Origin of the sequence: Streptomonospora nanhaiensis (genome assembly GCF_026642255.1) — a bacterium.
GTDB lineage: Bacteria > Actinomycetota > Actinomycetes > Streptosporangiales > Streptosporangiaceae > Nocardiopsis > Nocardiopsis tropica.
In genome coordinates this window covers 1424267-1440863 of record NZ_CP113264.1, presented here as the reverse complement: position 1 = coordinate 1440863, position 16597 = coordinate 1424267, and the positions used below count along the sequence as shown (strand labels likewise).

At 72.7% G+C, this 16597-nt stretch carries 15 protein-coding genes and 1 pseudogene; 9 read left to right on the top strand and 7 right to left on the bottom strand.

The window, feature by feature from the left end; genetic code table 11:
* Positions 1-111 precede the first annotated feature (111 nt).
* Positions 112-786, bottom strand: coding sequence for a lytic polysaccharide monooxygenase auxiliary activity family 9 protein (locus OUQ99_RS06380; RefSeq protein WP_267948503.1), 675 nt, complete (start codon positions 784-786; stop codon positions 112-114).
* 103 nt (positions 787-889) lie between these two features.
* Here OUQ99_RS06380 and OUQ99_RS06375 point away from each other — a divergent pair, with 103 nt between their 5' ends.
* The 7 genes and pseudogenes from OUQ99_RS06375 (at position 890) to OUQ99_RS06345 (ending at position 7229) form a co-directional block, all read left to right on the top strand.
* Complete coding sequence (locus OUQ99_RS06375; protein ID WP_267948502.1) at positions 890-1642, top strand: MFS transporter; 753 nt, start codon at positions 890-892, stop codon at positions 1640-1642.
* Positions 1561-2157, top strand: a complete 597-nt coding sequence (locus tag OUQ99_RS06370) for an MFS transporter (RefSeq protein ID WP_267950273.1) — start codon at positions 1561-1563, stop codon at positions 2155-2157. Before OUQ99_RS06375 ends, OUQ99_RS06370 begins: the two co-directional genes overlap by 82 nt.
* Before the next feature lie 554 nt (positions 2158-2711).
* Positions 2712-3977 (top strand): annotated as a pseudogene (locus tag OUQ99_RS06365) (glycoside hydrolase family 6 protein); the annotation flags it as partial.
* 194 nt (positions 3978-4171) lie between these two features.
* Positions 4172-5296, top strand: coding sequence for an N-methyl-L-tryptophan oxidase (solA, locus tag OUQ99_RS06360; protein ID WP_431061518.1), 1125 nt, complete (start codon positions 4172-4174; stop codon positions 5294-5296).
* Between the two features lie 102 nt (positions 5297-5398).
* Positions 5399-6205, top strand: a complete 807-nt coding sequence (locus tag OUQ99_RS06355; protein WP_267948500.1) for an SDR family oxidoreductase — start codon at positions 5399-5401, stop codon at positions 6203-6205.
* Positions 6206-6310: 105 nt separating this feature from the next.
* Positions 6311-6742 (top strand): VOC family protein, encoded by a 432-nt coding sequence (locus OUQ99_RS06350; RefSeq protein WP_267948499.1) that lies wholly within the window; start codon positions 6311-6313, stop codon positions 6740-6742.
* A gap of 124 nt (positions 6743-6866) precedes the next feature.
* A complete protein-coding gene (locus tag OUQ99_RS06345; RefSeq protein WP_267948498.1) occupies positions 6867-7229 on the top strand; it encodes an antibiotic biosynthesis monooxygenase family protein in 363 nt (120 codons plus the stop codon).
* A gap of 63 nt (positions 7230-7292) precedes the next feature.
* Here the strand turns inward: OUQ99_RS06345 and OUQ99_RS06340 are convergent, their stop codons facing one another.
* On the bottom strand, positions 7293-8057 hold the full coding sequence (locus OUQ99_RS06340) for a class I SAM-dependent methyltransferase (protein WP_267948497.1): 765 nt from the start codon (positions 8055-8057) through the stop codon (positions 7293-7295).
* Positions 8058-8182: 125 nt separating this feature from the next.
* Between OUQ99_RS06340 and OUQ99_RS06335 the strand changes: the two genes are divergently transcribed.
* Positions 8183-9406: a benzoate/H(+) symporter BenE family transporter gene (locus tag OUQ99_RS06335; RefSeq protein ID WP_267948496.1), complete on the top strand. Its 1224-nt coding sequence runs from the start codon at positions 8183-8185 to the stop codon at positions 9404-9406.
* A gap of 36 nt (positions 9407-9442) precedes the next feature.
* On the opposite strand, the gene OUQ99_RS06330 is transcribed toward OUQ99_RS06335, so the two are convergent.
* Both OUQ99_RS06330 and OUQ99_RS06325 read right to left on the bottom strand, forming a co-directional pair.
* Complete coding sequence (locus tag OUQ99_RS06330; protein ID WP_267948495.1) at positions 9443-10198, bottom strand: nucleotidyltransferase domain-containing protein; 756 nt, start codon at positions 10196-10198, stop codon at positions 9443-9445.
* Between the two features lie 67 nt (positions 10199-10265).
* Positions 10266-11477 (bottom strand): DUF418 domain-containing protein, encoded by a 1212-nt coding sequence (locus OUQ99_RS06325; protein WP_267948494.1) that lies wholly within the window; start codon positions 11475-11477, stop codon positions 10266-10268.
* 285 nt (positions 11478-11762) lie between these two features.
* Between OUQ99_RS06325 and OUQ99_RS06320 the strand changes: the two genes are divergently transcribed.
* Positions 11763-12332, top strand: coding sequence for a TetR/AcrR family transcriptional regulator (locus tag OUQ99_RS06320; RefSeq protein WP_267950272.1), 570 nt, complete (start codon positions 11763-11765; stop codon positions 12330-12332).
* Positions 12333-12401: 69 nt separating this feature from the next.
* Here the strand turns inward: OUQ99_RS06320 and OUQ99_RS06315 are convergent, their stop codons facing one another.
* From OUQ99_RS06315 to OUQ99_RS06305, 3 genes are all read right to left on the bottom strand, one after another.
* Positions 12402-14051, bottom strand: coding sequence for a BCCT family transporter (locus OUQ99_RS06315; protein ID WP_267948493.1), 1650 nt, complete (start codon positions 14049-14051; stop codon positions 12402-12404).
* Between the two features lie 406 nt (positions 14052-14457).
* Complete coding sequence (locus OUQ99_RS06310; protein WP_267948492.1) at positions 14458-15342, bottom strand: alpha/beta fold hydrolase; 885 nt, start codon at positions 15340-15342, stop codon at positions 14458-14460.
* A gap of 350 nt (positions 15343-15692) precedes the next feature.
* On the bottom strand, positions 15693-16511 hold the full coding sequence (locus OUQ99_RS06305; protein WP_267948491.1) for an aldo/keto reductase: 819 nt from the start codon (positions 16509-16511) through the stop codon (positions 15693-15695).
* Positions 16512-16597 lie beyond the last annotated feature (86 nt).

Below are 16597 nucleotides of genomic sequence, written 5' to 3'. Positions count from 1 at the left end.
GCCCCGTCCGGCGCGGGGGGACGACCTCCGGGGACGGCGGCCGCGGGCCGGAGCGCCGGGGGCCGACGGCCCCCGGGCCCCGACCGGCCGCCGCCCCCGGCGCGGGAGCGGTCAGCCGAAGGTGACGTCACTGCACAGGTAGTACACCTGGTCGGCGTGCGAGGCCTTCCAGATCGTGAAGACGACGTGGTCGCCGGTGCGGCCCGACGTGCTGACGTCGATCAGGTAGTCGTTTCCGGGCGGGTAGGACCCGGTCTCCTCCACCAGTTCGAGGTCGTCCCATGCCAGGGACTGCGTGGCCGGGTCGAAGCCCTGCTCGGTGACGTAGACCTGGAAGTAGTCCGCGCCGTGCGAGGCCTGGTCGTACAGGTGGATGGTGAAGTCGTCGGCGACGTCGGTGGTCCGCCACGCCCCGGGGGTGTCCATCGAGTCGTAGCGACCCCCCTCGGTGTTCCCGCCGCTGCACAGGGTCCCGTCCGGGACCTGGCCCTGGTGGTCCCCGCCGACGTTGTCGCGGTAGAGGCCGTTCCAGTTCCACATGGCGTTGGGGTTGTCCTGCCACGCCTGCCAGCACATGGGGTCTTCCTGCTCCATGGCGGGGTTCTGGAAGTCGTCCCCCCAGCGCTCGAAGCAGCCGTAGTTGCGGGAGGCGGGGTCGACGACCGAGCCGTGCGCCGACGCGGGCGCGGCCAGCGCGGTCAGCCCGAGCAGGGGGACGGACGCCAGCACGAGTGCGCGTCCGAACCAGCGGGAGTTGCCGTTGGTCTCGTGGGTCTTGCCGTTCATTGCGTTCTCCATCGTTGTCGGCTGGACCAGCCGATCGACGGGAGCGCTCCCAATCGGTGTGTTACCCACCGGAGCAGACCCGAAACGGAGCGCCGGAAAACCTGTGGATCCGAGCTCCTCCGGGGGTTGCGGTGGCGCGGAACGAGGCCGCCCGGACCGACCCCGCCTCGGCCCCGCGTTCACGCGCCTGTGGTGGGCCTCGGCCCTGACCAACCTCGGGGACGGCGCCCTCGCCGCCGCGGGACCGCTGCTCGTCGCGTCCCTGACCTCCTCCCCGGTCGCCGTCGCCGCCTCGGCGGCCCAGCTCCTGCCCCACCTCCTCTTCTCACCGGCCTCGGGCGCCCTGGTCGACCGGTGGCCCCGCCGCAGCGTGCTCCTCGCGGCGAACCTCGCCCGCTGCACCGTGCTCGCCCTGCTCGCCGCCGCACTCCTCTCCGGCGGCACGAGTGTGTGGCCGCTCTACCCGGCCCTGTTCGCCCTGGGTGTCGGCGAGTCCCTCGCCGACACCGCGTACGGCTCCCTGGTGCCGTCCGTTGTCCACCGCGACTCGCTGGGCAGGGCCAACGCGCGGCTCGCCCTGACGTTCTCGCTCAACAACCAGCTGCTCGGCCCGCCCCTGGGCGCACTGATGTTCGCCGTGGCGTGGTCGCTCCCCTTCGGCTTCGACGCCCTCGCCCACCTGCTGGCGGTGGTGGTCCTCCTGCGGATGGCACCGGTCCTGCCACCGCCTCCGGACGGGGCCGCCCCGGCTCCCCTCCCCCGCCGCGGACCACGCTGCGGCAGGAGGTCCGCGAGGGCCTGTCGTTCGTCCTCGGCTCACCCGGGCTCCGCGTACTGTGCGGCTGCATCCTGGTGATGAACCTGGCGGGTGTCGGCGCCTTCGCGGTCTGGGTGCTCTACGCACGGGAGCACCTGGGGCTGTCCGAAGCGGGCTTCGGGCTGTTCGTGGCGGCGGGAGCCGTGGGCGGCATCGCGGGCTCCCGGGCGTACGGGTGGCTGGAGCGCCGAGTGGGCCGGACCTCCCTGCTCCGCTGGGGCCTCGCGGTGGAGGCCCTCACCTACCCGGCCCTGGCACTCACCACGAACCCCCTGGCGGCCGGCGCCGTCATGGTCGTGTTCGGGGTCCACGCCGTGGTGTGGGGGACGGCCGCCACGACCGTCCGCCAGCTGCTCATCCCGGACCGCCTGCTGGGCCGTGTGGGAGGCGTGTACCGGCTGGCCGACCTCGGCGGGGCCGCCCTGGGCGCGGTGCTGGGCGGGCTCGTCGCGGAGGGTGTGGGCCTGTTGGCCCCGTTCTGGCTCGCGGCGGCAGCCGTCGGCCTGCTCTGCGTGATCTCCTGGAAACCCCTGGTTATTACTGAACAGTTGTGAACCAGATCACCACCTGGCCATTCACCGAACGGGGACAGCGTCCCAGAAACCCCGTGGACATTTGGTGTTTACATATCACCATTGGAGAGCTACGGTTCTGAAAAGCGTTCCGAAATAGTCACCCCCCGTAACCACATACGGAACGCCCTTCGCACCCCTTGTCCAGACAACGCCACCCACCATTCCCGCTTACGACTGGGAGCGCTCCCACCCCCCTTCCGGTCACCATCCCCCCGTTTCTCCCACCTTTTCCCAGGAGAAACACGGACGATCAACCGCCAGCCTTACCCCGGATCTCAGGCCCGCCCATGCCCCGCTCACCACCATGAACACCACCTCTCCCCACCCGCCGGTCCGCCGGGCGCCGTGACGCGCCCGGCGAGCCGCACACTCCTTCTGGTCACCCGCTCCCCATGAGGAAGAAAAACACCATGAGAAATTCCCCCCGCGACAAGCAACGAACTCCGTGGGCACGGCGCGGCCTCGCCACCGCTGCCGGACTGGCACTTACCGCCTCTCTCACGGTCGCCGCCACCAGTGCCTCCTCCGCCGCCGAACGCGTGGACAATCCGTATGAGGGCGCGGATGTGTACGTGAACCCGATCTGGTCGGCCAACGCCGCCGCCGAGCCCGGCGGGGACGCGATCTCCGACCAGCCCACGGGTGTGTGGCTGGACCAGATCAGCGCGATCGAGGGCAACGACAGCCCCACCACCGGGTCGATGGGCCTGCGCGAGCACCTGGACGAGGCGGTGGCCCAGGCCGCGGGCGAGCCGATGGTCTTCCAGGTGGTGATCTACAACCTGCCCGGCCGCGACTGCGCGGCGCTGGCCTCCAACGGCGAGCTGGGCCCGGACGAGATCGACCGCTACAAGCACGAGTACATCGACCCGATCGCGGAGATCCTGGCCGACCCGGCCTACGCGGACCTGCGGATCGTGACGACGGTGGAGATCGACTCGCTGCCCAACCTGGTCACGAACGTGTCCCCGCGCGAGACGGCCACGCCCGAGTGCGACGAGATGCTGGCCAACGGCAACTACGTGGAGGGCGTGGGCTACGCCCTGGCGCAGCTGGGCGCGATCGACAACGTCTACAACTACGTGGACGCGGGCCACCACGGGTGGATCGGCTGGGCCGACAACTTCTCGGCCTCGGCGGCGCTGTTCTACGAGGCGGCCAACACCGCCGGCGCTTCGCCGGACGACGTGCACGGGTTCATCGCGAACACGGCCAACTACTCGGCGCTGGTCGAGGACAACTTCTCGATCGGCCAGACGGTGGCCGGAACGCCGGTGCGCCAGTCGCAGTGGGTGGACTGGAACCAGTTCACCGACGAGCTGTCCTTCTCCCAGGCGCTGCGCGAGGAGCTGGTCTCGCAGGGGTTCGCCTCCGACATCGGGATGCTGATCGACACCTCCCGCAACGGCTGGGGCGGACCGGACCGCCCCACGGGCCCCGGCCCCGAGACCAGTGTGGACGCCTACGTGGACGGGGGCCGCTACGACCGGCGGATCCAGTCGGGCAACTGGTGCAACCAGTCGGGCGCGGGGCTGGGCGAGCGCCCGCAGGCCTCCCCCGAGCCGGGCATCGACGCCTATGTGTGGATGAAGCCCCCGGGCGAGTCCGACGGCTCCAGCGAGTTCATCCCCAACCCCGAGGGCAAGGGCTTCGACCGCATGTGCGACCCGACCTATGAGGGCAACCCCCGCAACGGGTACAACATGAGCGGCGCGCTGGCCGACGCCCCGATCTCGGGCCACTGGTTCTCGGCCCAGTTCCAGGAGCTGCTGGACAACGCCTACCCGCCGCTGAACTGATCCCGCCCCTCTCCCCCGGCGCGCCGAGGGGGACCGCCGAACAGGGCGCCCGTCCACCCAGGGGGTGGGCGGGCGTCCGCCACGGCCTGGGATCATGGGCCGGGGCCTTCCCCTGGAGGCCAGGAACCGGATCGGGGAGGAACCGCGTGGCGAACCTGCTGGAGACCGACACCGTCGTGGTCGGCCTGGGGGCGATGGGGGCGCAGGCCCTGTGGCGCCTGGCCCGGTCCGGCGTCGACGCCGTCGGGGTGGAGCAGTTCTCCCCCGGCCACGACCGGGGTTCCAGCCACGGGGAGTCCCGCATCATCCGCACCGCCTACCTGGAGGGCGCCGAGTACGTGCCGTTCGTCCGAGCGGCCTGGCGTGCCTGGTCGGAGCTGGAGGAGGCGTCCGGGGAACGGCTCGTGCTGCGCACCGGGGCACTGATGGCCGGCGCGCCGGACAGTGCCGCCGTCGCCGGGTCGCTGGCCGCGGCCCGGCACCACGGACTCTCCTGCGAGCTGCTCTCCGCCGACGAGGTCCGCACCCGCTTCCCCGGCCACCGGCTGCGCACGGGCGAGGTCGGCGTGTTCGAGGAGGACGCCGGCGTGGTCCTGCCCGAGGCGTCGATCCTGGCGGCCGTCCGGCTCGCCGGGGCGGCGGGGGCACGGGTGCTCACCGGGGCCGTGGCGACCCGGATCGAACCGGATCCGGACCGGCCCCGCGTGGTGGTGGGCGACACGGTGATCCGCGCCCGGAGGGTCGTCGTCACCGCCGGCGCGTGGCTCCCCTCACTGGTGCCCGAGGTGGCCGGCCTGGGCGGGGGGATCACGGTCGAGCGGCGGGTGCTGGGCTGGTTCCGCACCACGGGCGACCCAGCCGCGCACGTGGCCGGTCCGGTGTTCGCCCGGGACGGGGACGACTGCACCTGGTACGGGTTCCCCAGCCTGGACGGGGGCCGGACCGTCAAGATCGGCGTGCACGCCGAGGCCCCCGGCCCGAGGCGCGAGGGGGCGCAGTGGGGTGAGCCGGTGGACCCGGACGCGGGGCCGCGCGAGCCCGGCCCCGCCGACGCCCGCAGGCTCGGCGAGCTGACCTCGGGGCTGCACGGCGTCGAGGCCCTTCCCGAGCGCATGGCCTCCTGCATGTACACGATGACGTCGGACGAGCACTTCGTCATCGGCCACCGCAGGGAGCTTCCCGGGCTGGTGCTCGCCGGGGGCTTCTCCGGGCACGGCTACAAGTTCGCGTCCGCCGTCGGCGAGGCCCTGGCCGACCTGGCCGGGGACGGCCGGACCGACCTGCCGATCGGCCTGTTCGACCCGCACCGCTGGGACTGACGCGGGCGCCGGGGAGGGCTGGACCGGCCGGTCGCGGTGCTCCGTGCGATCATCGCTCACACGCGCGGCGCGAGCGCGCCGACCCCTCCCGGAAGGACCACCATGAACCGTCCCACCGTCCAGCGGACCGCGCTCGTCACCGGCGCGTCGTCGGGTATCGGCGCGGCCGTGGCCGCCGCACTGGTCCGGCGCGGCTACCGCGTGTACGGCACCAGCCGCAGACCCGGGTCGGTGGCCGAGCCGGTGCCGGGCGTGGAGTACCTGGCCCTGGACCTGGCCGACGAGGCGTCGGTCGAGGCGTGCGCCTCCGCCGCCGGCGACGTGGACGTGCTGGTCAACAACGCCGGTGAGAGCCAGAGCGGCCCGTTCGAGGAGTTGCCCCCGGACGCCGTGGAGAGGCTGTTCCGGATCAACGTGTTCGGGGCCGTGCGGCTCACCCAGCTCCTCCTCCCGGGGATGCGCGGGCGCGGGTACGGCCGGGTGGTCATGGTGGGGTCGATGCTGGCGAGCTTCCCCCTGGCGTACCGGTCGTCCTACGTCGCGTCGAAGGCGGCGGTCAAGGGGTTCGCCGACGCCCTGCGCCGCGAGGTGTCCCCGTTCGGGGTGGGGGTGGCCACGGTGGAACCGGGGTCGATCAACACCGGTATCAGCGAGCGGCGGACCCAGTACCTGCGCGACGGTTCCCCGTTCGCGGGCGAGTACCGCACCATGCTCACCGCACTCGACGCCAACGAGTCGGCCGGGATCTCCGCGGGCCGGGTCGCCCGGACCGTCGTGCGGGCGATCGAGGCGGACCCGCCGCGGCCCCTGTACGCGGTCGGCAGCAACGCGCCGGTGGTGTTCGCGCTGCGCAGGCTCTTCCCCCGCTCGCTCGTCCTCGCCGTGGTCGCCCGCAAGCACGGACTGTAGGCGGTCGTCCCGCCGTACCGGAGCGCGACCGGGCGGGGCGCACGGGACGCGGCGCCGGCATCCGCGAGGATGGGGAGCCCGCGACCGAGATCCGAGGAGCACGCCATGAGGCAGCAGGTCCACTTCGTCACGCTCGCCACCCCCGACCTGGACGCGGCCCGCCGCTTCTACCGTGACGGACTCGGCTGGGAGCCGCTCATGGACGTCCCGGACGAGATCGTCTTCTTCCAGGTCGCGCCCGGGCAGGTGCTGGGCCTCTTCGACGCGGAGAAGTTCGACCGGGACCTGGGACTGCCGCCCGGGACGTCGGGGCTGTCGGGGGTGACCCTGTCGCACAACGTCGACGGCCCCGAGGAGGTCGGGCGGACCGTGGACGCGATGGCCGCGGCGGGCGGGACCGTGCTCAAGAGCCCGCGGCGGGGCGAGTTCGGGGGCATCTTCCACGCGCACGTCCGGGACCCCAACGGGGTGGTGTGGGAGGTCGCGCACAACCCGGGGTGGAGCGTGGACGCCTCGGGGCGGGTGGTTCTCGGCTGACCCGCTCCGGGTGTCCGGGGGGGCGGGACGCGGTCGGCTGTTGCCGCGGGGCCGACCGGCGCCGGGGAGGGGGGTGCCCTAGGTTGGGCGGTGAAGGTCGAAGTCAACGGTGGAGAGGTGCCGCGTGAGCAGCGTCGTCAAGTTCAACGTCCTGACCGTCCCCGAGGGTGCCGGGGCCACACTGGAGGAGCGCTTCGCCAAGCGGGCCGGGCTGGTGGAGAACCAGCCGGGGTTCGAGGAGTTCCAGCTCCTGCGCCCGGTCGAGGGCACCGACAAGTACCTGGTGTACACCCGTTGGCGCTCCGAGGAGGACTTCCAGAACTGGGTGGGCGGCCAGGCGTTCAAGCACGGGCACGCCCAGGCCGCCGCCGACGCGGGTCGGAGCGGCGAGGCGAAAGGACACGGGCACGGGCAGGGCGGACCGGCCGCGACCGGCAGCGAGATCTGGGGGTTCGAGGTCGTCCAGCACGTCAGGGCCGGCGCCTGAGTCCCCGGACCGGCCCTCCGCGCCGGACCGCGGTCGCGGGGGCCGGTCCGCCGGCGGGCGGCCTCAGCCCCGGGGCTTTCGGGCCTCGACGAGGAAGCGGGTCGTGGTCGCCGTGAACGCCCTCTCGCGCCGGATGTGCTCGTGCATGTCCAGGAGCCGTTCCCGGTAGGCGTCGACGGTGAACCCCGGCACCATCCAGATCACCTTGCGCAGGAAGTAGACGACCGCGCCGACGTCGAAGAACTCCGTGCGCAGCCGTTCCAGGCGCAGGTCGACGACGTCGAGCCCGGCCGCCCTGGCCGCCTCGCGCGCGTCGTCCGGGTGCCGGGACCGGCGGTCCTCCTCCGGGCGCGGTCCCAGGAAGAACTCCACCACCTCGAACACGCTCTCCGGCCCCACCTGCTGGGAGAGGTAGGTGCCGCCGGGGGCGAGCACGCGGGCGATCTCCTCCCACCACGTGGCGACGGGGTGCCGGGAGACCACCAGGTCGAACGCGCCGTCCGCGAACGGCAGCGGGCGGCCGTCCTCGGTCGCGACCACCGCGACGCCCCGCGGGTGGAGCAGCCGGGTGGCCGCGGCGACGTTGGGCGGCCAGGACTCGGTCGCCACCGCCGTCCTGGGGAGTTCGGGGACACCGGCCAGCACCTCGCCTCCCCCGGTATCGATGTCGAGGGCGGCGGAGGCGCAGGCCATGCGCTCCCCCATCGTGCGCTGATAGCCCCAGGAGGGGCGCTGTTCGGTGGCCCGGCCGTCCAGCCACGAGAAGTCCCAGCCCTCCGTGGGCTCGGCCTCGGCCTCGGCCACGAGTTCGTCGAATGATCGTTCCATGGGTCCATCGTCCCCGGCGGCCCCGTCCGCGGCCACCCGGTTTCGGTCGCCGCCCGGCGGCGGGCCCCGCCCTCCTCCCGCCCCGGAGTCAGCCCCGGGACGGCGGCCGGGCAGGATGGTCGACCATGAGAACCCTCGCCCGCCGCATCGGAAGCGTCGCCCCCGTCCCCGCGGTCGCCGCCGGTCTGATCGCCGTCCTGGTCGGGGTGACCAGCTCGGCGGCGATCGTGTTCACCGCCGCCGAGGCCGCCGGGGCGTCCTCCGGGGAGATCGCCTCGTGGATGCTCGCCCTGGGCGTGGGCATGGCGGTGACCTGTGTGGGGCTGTCGCTGCGCTACCGGGCCCCCGTGGTCACCGCGTGGTCCACGCCGGGCGCGGCGCTGCTGGCGGTGGGCCTGGACGGGGTGACGATGGCGCAGGCCGTCGGGGCGTTCCTGTTCTCGGCCGCCCTGATCACCCTGAGCGGGGTCACCGGCTGGTTCGAGAGGGTGATGGACCGGGTCCCCGTCCCGCTCGCGGCGGGGCTGCTGGCCGGGGTCCTGCTCCAGTTCGGGGTCGGCCTCTTCACGAGCATGGAGGACGACTTCGCGGTGGTGGCCGCGATGTTCGCGGCGTACCTGCTGTCCCGGCGGTGGCTGCCGCGCTACGCCGTGATCCTGTCCCTGGCCGCGGGCGCGGCGGCCGCCGCCGCACGGGGGACCCTGGACCTGGGCGGGGTGCGGCCCGCGCTCGCCGCTCCGGTGTTCGTGGTGCCCGAGTTCTCGTGGCAGGTGCTGGTGAGCGTGGGAGTGCCGCTGTTCGTGGTGACCATGGCGTCCCAGAACCTGCCCGGGGTGGCGGTCCTGCGCGGCGACGGCTACCGGGTACCGGTCTCCCCCGTGATCGGATGGACCGGGGCCACCAACATGGTGCTGGCCCCGTTCGGGTGCTTCGGGATGAACCTGGCGGCGATCACCGCGGCCATCTGCACCGGTCCGCAGGCCCATCCCGACCCGGAACGCCGCTACCTCGCGGGGGTGTGGGCGGGGGTCTTCTACCTGTGCGTCGGCGTGTTCGGGGCGACGGTGGCGTCCCTGCTGGCCGCCCTGCCCGCCACCCTGGTCCTGGGGATCGCGGGGATCGGCCTGCTCGGGACGATCGGGGGGTCCCTGGCGTCCGCGCTGTCGGACGAACGGTCCCGGGAGGCGGCGGTGGTGACGTTCCTGGCGACGGCGTCCGGGTTCACGCTGCTCGGGGTGGGGTCGGCGTTCTGGGGCCTGGTCGCGGGCGTGCTGACGCTGGTGGTGACCGCCTCCCGGCGCGGAGCGCGCGGCGGGGAGGCCTCCCCCGGGCGGAGGCCGGGCGCGTGACCCCGCGGCGGGGGCCGGCCGCGGCCGCCCCCCGCCTCAGGCCGTCGCGAGGATCCGGCCGGCCTCCGCCACCCCCGCGACGAGGTCCTGGGGGTCGGCCGTCATCCCCGCCACCACGAGGTCCACCTCCTCCAGACCCGCCCGGGCCAGGAGCTCCTTGTCGTTGGTGACCCACTCCCCCCGGCCGGCCAGTACCGCGTGCGCCGTGTGGGAGGCCGCCTGGGCGACCAGGCCCGCGGTCTGGGCGACCCTGCCGCGGGGCGCGTGGTTGCGCTCGGCGTAGGCCAGGGTGGCGGAGGCCAGACCGCGCCAGACCGGTGGCGCGGACCGGCGCAGCGCCTCGGGGTAGTCGGGCCGGGGCAGGTCCCCGACGAGGACGCGGCCGATCGCGAGTTCGGCGACGACGAGGTAGCTGGGGATGCCGACCAGGTGGAACATGAGCGGCTCCACCCGGAACCGGCCCGCGCCCGCCTCGGCGAGCTCGTGTTCGACGACGTCGAGGTCGCGGTAGTGCACGTCCACGGCCCGTCCGTCGATCCGCAGCCAGGCTCCGCCGTTGAAGACGCCGCCGCCCCAGTCCCCGAGCTCCGAGACCTCGCCGGGCCAGCCCGTGTCCCGCAGGTCCTGCGGGTCGAACCGGCCCCGGTAGTAGAGGGCCAGGTCCCAGTCGCTGTCGGGCCGGTGGGAGCCCTGGGCCCTGGAGCCTCCGAGGGCGACGGCCCGCACGGCGGGGAGGGAGGCGAGCCGGTCGGCGGTGGCGGCGAGGAAGCGCTCGTCGTCGGAAGTGGTCATCGGACCATCATCGTGCACCCCGACCGGCGGCCTCCACGGGTTTTCCCGCGGCGGACGCGAGCCGTGCTCAGCCGCCGGAGCGCGCCTGCGCCGTCACGGTCGCGGAGCCGGAGCGGGGCTCCCGGTAGGTGCCCCACCGCAGGAGGCGTTCTGCGGGTCCGCGCGCCCCCGTGCGCCGCATGACGTCGGCGATCACCACGGTGGCCAGCCAGACGGCCGCGCCGACCAGGACCGAGCCGAGCTCGGAGAGATCCGACGCCAGGCCGAGCGCGTACGGCGCGAACAGCACGGACCACCCCACCGACTGCAGGAGGTAGCACGTCATCGAGCGCTGGCCGGTGGCCGCCAGTGCCCGGACCACCGGGCCCCGCCGGTCTCCGAGGCGGACCGCGAGCAGGGCGATGAGCGCCGCGTAGCCGAAGCCGCCCGCGTAGCCGGTGAGCAGGTGCAGCCAGGCGAGAGCGGTCTCGGCCGCGCCGGCGGTCTCCCACAGCCCGGCCGAGGCCAGGCCGTACGGCAGTCCCCCCAGAACGGCGACGGGGATGCCGGCGAAGGCGCTCCGGCGCAGCAGGCCGAGGTGGAGACCGGGCTCCTCCATGACGCGGCGGCGGGCCGCCCACACCCCCACGGCGAACGGGAACACCGACGTCATCAGGAGCATCGGGGTCATGACCGGCCACGTGAACAGCCGTGTCACCATGTCCGCCAGCGGGCTCCCGGTGAGGACCCCTCCCCCGGCGGCGGGGTCGGTGAAGGAGGGGAGGGTGTTGAGGAAGGCGTAGACCAGCGTGCCGAGGGCCATCCAGGTGAACCCGTGGGCGAGCAGCCTCCGGTCGCCGACGTGGAGGAGCCCGGCGAACATGAGGGCGATGAGCCCGTAGACGGCGATGATGTCACCGAAGAAGAGCAGGACGGTGTGCAGGACCCCGATGAGGACCAGCCAGCGCCCCCTTCTGCGGACCAGGGAGCGCACCCGCGGCCAGGGCTGCCCCTCGGCCACGCGGCGCAGGTGGATCCGGGCGAGCCCGTAGCCGAACAGCGCGGCGAACATGGGGTAGCCGCGCCCCTCGGCGAACGTCATCACGAAGACCGTGGTGGCGGCGTCGAACGCCGCACCCGGCGCCTGCGGGTCGCCGCCGACCATCTCCTGGAAGATGTGGGCGTGCACGATGGCGATCACCAGCAGCATCACGCCGCGGGACAGGTCGGGCGCCAGGGACCGCCGGCTGAGCGGGACGCCGCCGGAGGCGGTGGTTCCGGGGGGAGGTGGGAGGGACACGGGAAGCTCCGTTCACGCCGCACGGGGCAGGGCGGGGCAAGGTGGATGGGGATTGGATACGATGGCGTATCCAACGACGTTTTTAAGATACGACACCGTTTCTTGTTTGGGAAACCGATTCCCGGCCGGAAGCGGCCAGGGGAGGCAGGGTTGGCGGACGACGCGGCGCGGGACCGGGCCGGGGAGCGCCCCGGCGGACACAAGGAGGCCCCCTCCGGGGGCGGGGGCGCGCGGGACCGCACGCGGCCGGACGCGCCCCGGGCCACGCGCAGGCGCGGGAGGGAACTGCTCGACGCCATCCACGAGGCGGTCCTCGCCGAGGCCGCCGAGGTCGGCCTCTCCCGGCTGTCCATGGAGGGCGTCGCCCGCCGCGCCGGTACCGCGAAGACCTCCCTGTACCGGCGCTGGCCCACCCCCGGCGACATCCTGATCGACGCGATGTACCACACCCTCCCGCAGGAGGTGCCCACGCCCGGGGCCGACGACCTGCGGGGCGACCTCGTCCGCGCCCTCATGCTCCTGCGGGGCGTCATGGTCGACGGCACCCGCGGCCAGGCGATGTTCGCCGTGGTCGCCGAGGCGCAGCACCACCCCGACCTGTACAGGCGGTTCACGGAGGAGGTGTTCGACGCGCGCGGCGGTCGCTTCACCCGCACCGTGCTCGAGCACTACGCCGGGCGGGGCCGGATCGACCCCGCACGGGTCACACCCCTCACCGTCGACATCGGCGAGGCCATGATGATCAAGTACGGCATGGACCACCAGGCCTTCCCCGACGAGGAGTACGTGGCCCGGATCGTGGACGAGGTGATCCTGCCGGCCGTCGGCCAGGACCCGCGCGACGACCCGTCGTAGGTTCCGGCCGACCGCGACCCCGGGGCGCGGCGGCCGGCCCGCCGGGGCGGGACCCCCGCCCGGATCCGCTCACCCGCCGCGCCGCGCCCCGGTCCCCCCGCGGCGCACCCGGGCGCGGACGGCCCCCCTCGTGTCGCGCCGGGCCATCCGGCGGGCCCGGGTGGCGAGCGGGATGTCGCGCGCCCGCCGGACCCCCTCCCCCTCCTCCGCCCGGAGGGAGCGCACGAGCCCGGCCATCATGAAGAAGCCGATCGCGAAGAACGGCAGGCCGAACACGATGATCGTCTGCTGCAGGGCGTCCAGGCCGCCCACGCCCGTCGCGGTGAGGACCGTCGCGGCGACCACGCCCTCGGTGACACCCCAGAACACCCGCTGCCGGACCGGGGTGACGGCGTCGCCCGAGCACAGCATGTCCACGACCAGGGACGCCGAGTCCGAGGACGTGGTGAAGAAGATGACCACGATGAGGATCGAGGCGGCCGAGACGAACGTGGCCATCGGGAAGTGCTCCAGGAACGCGAACAGAGCGCCCGGTATGTCCTGCTCCACGGCCACCTCCCGCACCAGCCCGCCGCCCCGGTTCATCTCGATGTCGAAGGCCGACAGGCCGAAGACGCCGAACCACACGATGCTGAAGGCCGTGGGCAGGACGAGCACGCCGAGCACGAACTCGCGGATGGTGCGGCCCTTGGAGATACGGGCGATGAAGATCCCGACGAACGGCGACCAGGTGATGGTCCACGCCCAGTAGAAGACCGTCCAGGCGCCCTGCCAGCCGGTGTTGCCGAAGGTGTCGTTCCAGAACGACAGCGGGACCAGCCGCTCCAGGTACACGCCGACGGTCTCGATGGTGCCCTTCGCCAGGTAGAGCGGGGAGGACGCCAGGAAGACGAACACCAGCAGGGCGACGGCGAGGACGACGTTGAGCAGCGAGAGCCACTTGATCCCGACGTCGAGCCCCGAGGCCACCGAGGCGACCGCGACGGCCGTGACCACGGCGATCAGGACCAGCTGCGTGAGTCGGCTCTCCTCGATGCCGAACAGCGTGTTGAGGCCGCTGTTGATCTGCATGGTCCCCAGGCCGATGGTGACGGCCACGCCGAACAGCGTGCCGAGGACCGCGACGATGTCGACGGTCCTTCCCAGCGGACCGTCGATCCGGTCGCCGATGAACGGGTGGAAGACCGAACTGACCCGGAACGGCAGGCCCTTGCGGTACACGAAGTAGGCGAAGGCCAGCGCCGGCAGGCAGAAGATCGTCCAGGTGTGCAGGCCGAAGTGGTACAGCGTGAACCCCATGGCCTGCCTGGCCGCCTCCACCGACTCCGGCTCGACGTCGCCCTGAGGCGGGTCCGCGTAGTGGCTGATGGACTCGGCCACGCCCCAGAACATGAGGATGCTGCCGATCCCGGCCGCGAAGAGCATGCAGAACCAGGCGAGGTTGCCGTACTCCGGCGCACTGCCCGGGGGGCCGAGCCGCACACCGCCGTAGCGGCTGCACGCGATCCACACGAGAAAGGCGAGAAAGGACGTCACCCCGAGGATGTAGAGCCATCCGAGATGGGTCAGGATCCATTGCGAGGCGGCGCCGAAGACGGTGTCCACCGTGTCGGTGAAGACGATGGCGCACACCACGAAGACGACGGTCAGTGCGGCGGAGGTGAAGAAGATCGTCGGGTTCGTGTCGAGCCCGAGCACGTGTGCCAGTTTTTTCGACATGCACTGCCCTCTGGTGTTTCGGGTGCTTTCGGCGCGCGGGCGGGACCGGGGTTCTCGGAGCGGCCCCGGGCAAGGATACGCATCGGGAAAGACAGATTCACCCACGTCCATTTCATAGGAAATGACGTCAATCCCGTTTTAAATAAATATCCCTGCCACACTGTGCTCTTTTAGATCAAAAACACCAGAAAAACCTGAAAGGACGGCGCCGCGCAGGTCGGCCGGGAGCACGGCGGAGGCACGCGGAGGGGCCGTCCGTTCGGCGGCGCGGCGCCGGAGGACGGGCGGACGGAACCGGGGGACGCGGAAGCGGCTCACACGTCCGGCCCGCCGCGTTGGCGCGGGGGGCGGGAGCGCGGCGGCGGGGCCGCGCCCGTGTGCGGCGGAAGGCCGCCACGGGGGCGGGTCAGGCGTCGAGCCCGCGCAGCAGCTCGCACACCCTCTCGGGCTGCTCGTACAGCGACAGGTGGCCCGCGCCCTCGATCGTGTGGACCCCGGTGTTCAGGAACCGGCGGGCCGGCCCGTGCAGGCGCGCGGGGGAGAAGAAGGGATCGTGCGATCCGGTCGCCACGGCGACCGGCGTGTCCGCCCAGGCGCGGAACTGCTCGCCGTGGAGCGGGTTGGGCGTGGTGCCCGTGCGGCAGTAGCGGGCCACCATGGTCAGCCACTCGGCCTCGGCGCGGCGCTCGGCGCACTCCTCCGCGGACGGGCCGCTGAGGAACTCGACGAGGCGACCGCTGGTCTGCTCGTTGGGGTGGATCATCCAGGGCAGCGTCGCGCGCATCGACTCCGAGCTGACACCGGCGGCGGTGAGCCCCGCGGGGTTGAGCAGCAGCATCCCCGCGACCAGCGGGGACGGGGTCGAGGCGAGCGCGATGGCGGCGCCGCGCGAGTGTCCCAGCACCAGGACGGGCCCGTCGGTGATCCGGGGCAGGAGCTCGTCCAGCCACGCGCCGTAGGTCTCGATCCTGGTCCCGCCGACCCGCTGGCTGCAGCTGAGGCCGGGCTGTCCGGGGACGTCGACCAGCAGCACCGGCCGGTCCGCGGACAGGGCGCGGGCGGCGGGGACCGTGGTGGCGGCGTTGAAGTTGGTGCCGGACAGGACCAGTACCGGGGTGCCGGCACCGCCTTCGGCGCGAAAGGCCTGAGTGCTCCCCAGACGGGTCTCCACAGGCGGAAGGGGCCCGAGTTCGGGCCACTGGCTCAGGGCTTTGTGGCACCAGGCGTGGACGGAGCGCTCGGCGTTCTCCGAGCGGTACACGCGTGCGGCACGAAGGGGGACGACGGTCATGGATCTGGTTTCGCGTAGAGGAGAGCTGGTGTCCGCCGTCGTATGTTTCCCGGCGCACCAGAGGGACTGTACGCCTCTGTTCGGCACCACGCCACTCGGGGGCGGCGAAGGTCCTGACCCGAGACGTCCAGCAGGTCCATACCCCTTGCGGACCGGCCCTTGGGAAGGGTGTGGGCCGTGGTGCGCGCGCGTACCGTTTCGTCCGGTTCCGGCCATGCGCAGGGCGAGACGTTTGCTTCACGCCCCAGCCGTTTCGTCCCGCGAAAGACGCTCCCGGGCTGTTTCCACAGCCCGAGAGCGTCGGATGATCCCATCCCCGGGCCCGGTCACGGCCCCGGAGGAGACGGCTCTCAGCCGAGGGTGTCGGGGTCCGGACCGATCCGGCCGTCACGGTTCAGCGACCCGATCTTGTCCATGTCGTCACCGGACAGCTCGAAGTCGAAGACGTCGAAGTTCTCCCGGATCCGCGACGGGGTCACGGACTTGGGGATCACGACGTTGCCGCTCTGGATGTGCCAGCGCAGCACCGCCTGCGCGGCGGACTTGCCGTGCGCGGCGCCGATCGCGCCGAGCACGGGGTCCTGCAGCAGGTCCTTGCCCTGGCCCAGGGGGCTCCACGCCTCGGTGACGACGCCGTGCCGGGCGTTGGCCGCCCGCATGGCCTCCTGGGAGAAGTAGGGGTGCAGCTCGATCTGGTTGACGGCCGGGACCACGTCTCCCTCCTCCACGACGCGGTCCAGGGTCGCGGCGGTGAAGTTGGACACCCCGACGGCCTTGGCCCGCCCCTCGGAGTGGATGCGCTCCAGGGCCTTCCAGGTCTCGACGTAGGCGCCCCTCGCCGGCGCCGGCCAGTGGATGAGGTACAGGTCGACGTAGTCCAGGCCGAGCCGGTCGAGGCTGGCGTCGAAGGCCTTGAGCGCGTTGTCGTACCCCTGGTCGTCGTTCCACAGCTTGGTGGTGACGAACAACTCCTCCCGGGGGAGGCCCGACGCCGCGAGCGCACGGCCCGTACCGGCCTCGTTCTCGTACAGCTTGGCCGTGTCGATGCTGCGGTAGCCGCTCTCCAGGGCGGTCTCGACGGCGGCCTGGGCCGCGTCGTCGGCGACCTGCCAGACACCGAACCCGAGTTGCGGCATCGTGAGGCCGTTGTTCAGCGTGACGTACTGCATGGAAGCCTTTCCGTGGTCACGGAGGTCCGTGGTGGCTGCGGGGCGTGTCACCCATGATGGCAACCTGGAGTGCACTCCAGGCAAGG

What these genes read in the sequence shown, in the direction of transcription:
- OUQ99_RS06380 (WP_267948503.1), bottom strand. Translation starts at nt 786, where the DNA reads ATGAACGGCAAGACCCACGAGACCAACGGCAACTCCCGCTGGTTCGGA.
- solA (WP_431061518.1), top strand. Translation starts at nt 4,172, where the DNA reads ATGGGGGCGCAGGCCCTGTGGCGCCTGGCCCGGTCCGGCGTCGACGCC.
- OUQ99_RS06355 (WP_267948500.1), top strand. Translation starts at nt 5,399, where the DNA reads ATGAACCGTCCCACCGTCCAGCGGACCGCGCTCGTCACCGGCGCGTCG.
- OUQ99_RS06350 (WP_267948499.1), top strand. Translation starts at nt 6,311, where the DNA reads ATGAGGCAGCAGGTCCACTTCGTCACGCTCGCCACCCCCGACCTGGAC.
- OUQ99_RS06340 (WP_267948497.1), bottom strand. Translation starts at nt 8,057, where the DNA reads ATGGAACGATCATTCGACGAACTCGTGGCCGAGGCCGAGGCCGAGCCC.
- OUQ99_RS06335 (WP_267948496.1), top strand. Translation starts at nt 8,183, where the DNA reads ATGAGAACCCTCGCCCGCCGCATCGGAAGCGTCGCCCCCGTCCCCGCG.
- OUQ99_RS06330 (WP_267948495.1), bottom strand. Translation starts at nt 10,198, where the DNA reads ATGACCACTTCCGACGACGAGCGCTTCCTCGCCGCCACCGCCGACCGG.
- OUQ99_RS06315 (WP_267948493.1), bottom strand. Translation starts at nt 14,051, where the DNA reads ATGTCGAAAAAACTGGCACACGTGCTCGGGCTCGACACGAACCCGACG.
- OUQ99_RS06310 (WP_267948492.1), bottom strand. Translation starts at nt 15,342, where the DNA reads ATGACCGTCGTCCCCCTTCGTGCCGCACGCGTGTACCGCTCGGAGAAC.
- OUQ99_RS06305 (WP_267948491.1), bottom strand. Translation starts at nt 16,511, where the DNA reads ATGCAGTACGTCACGCTGAACAACGGCCTCACGATGCCGCAACTCGGG.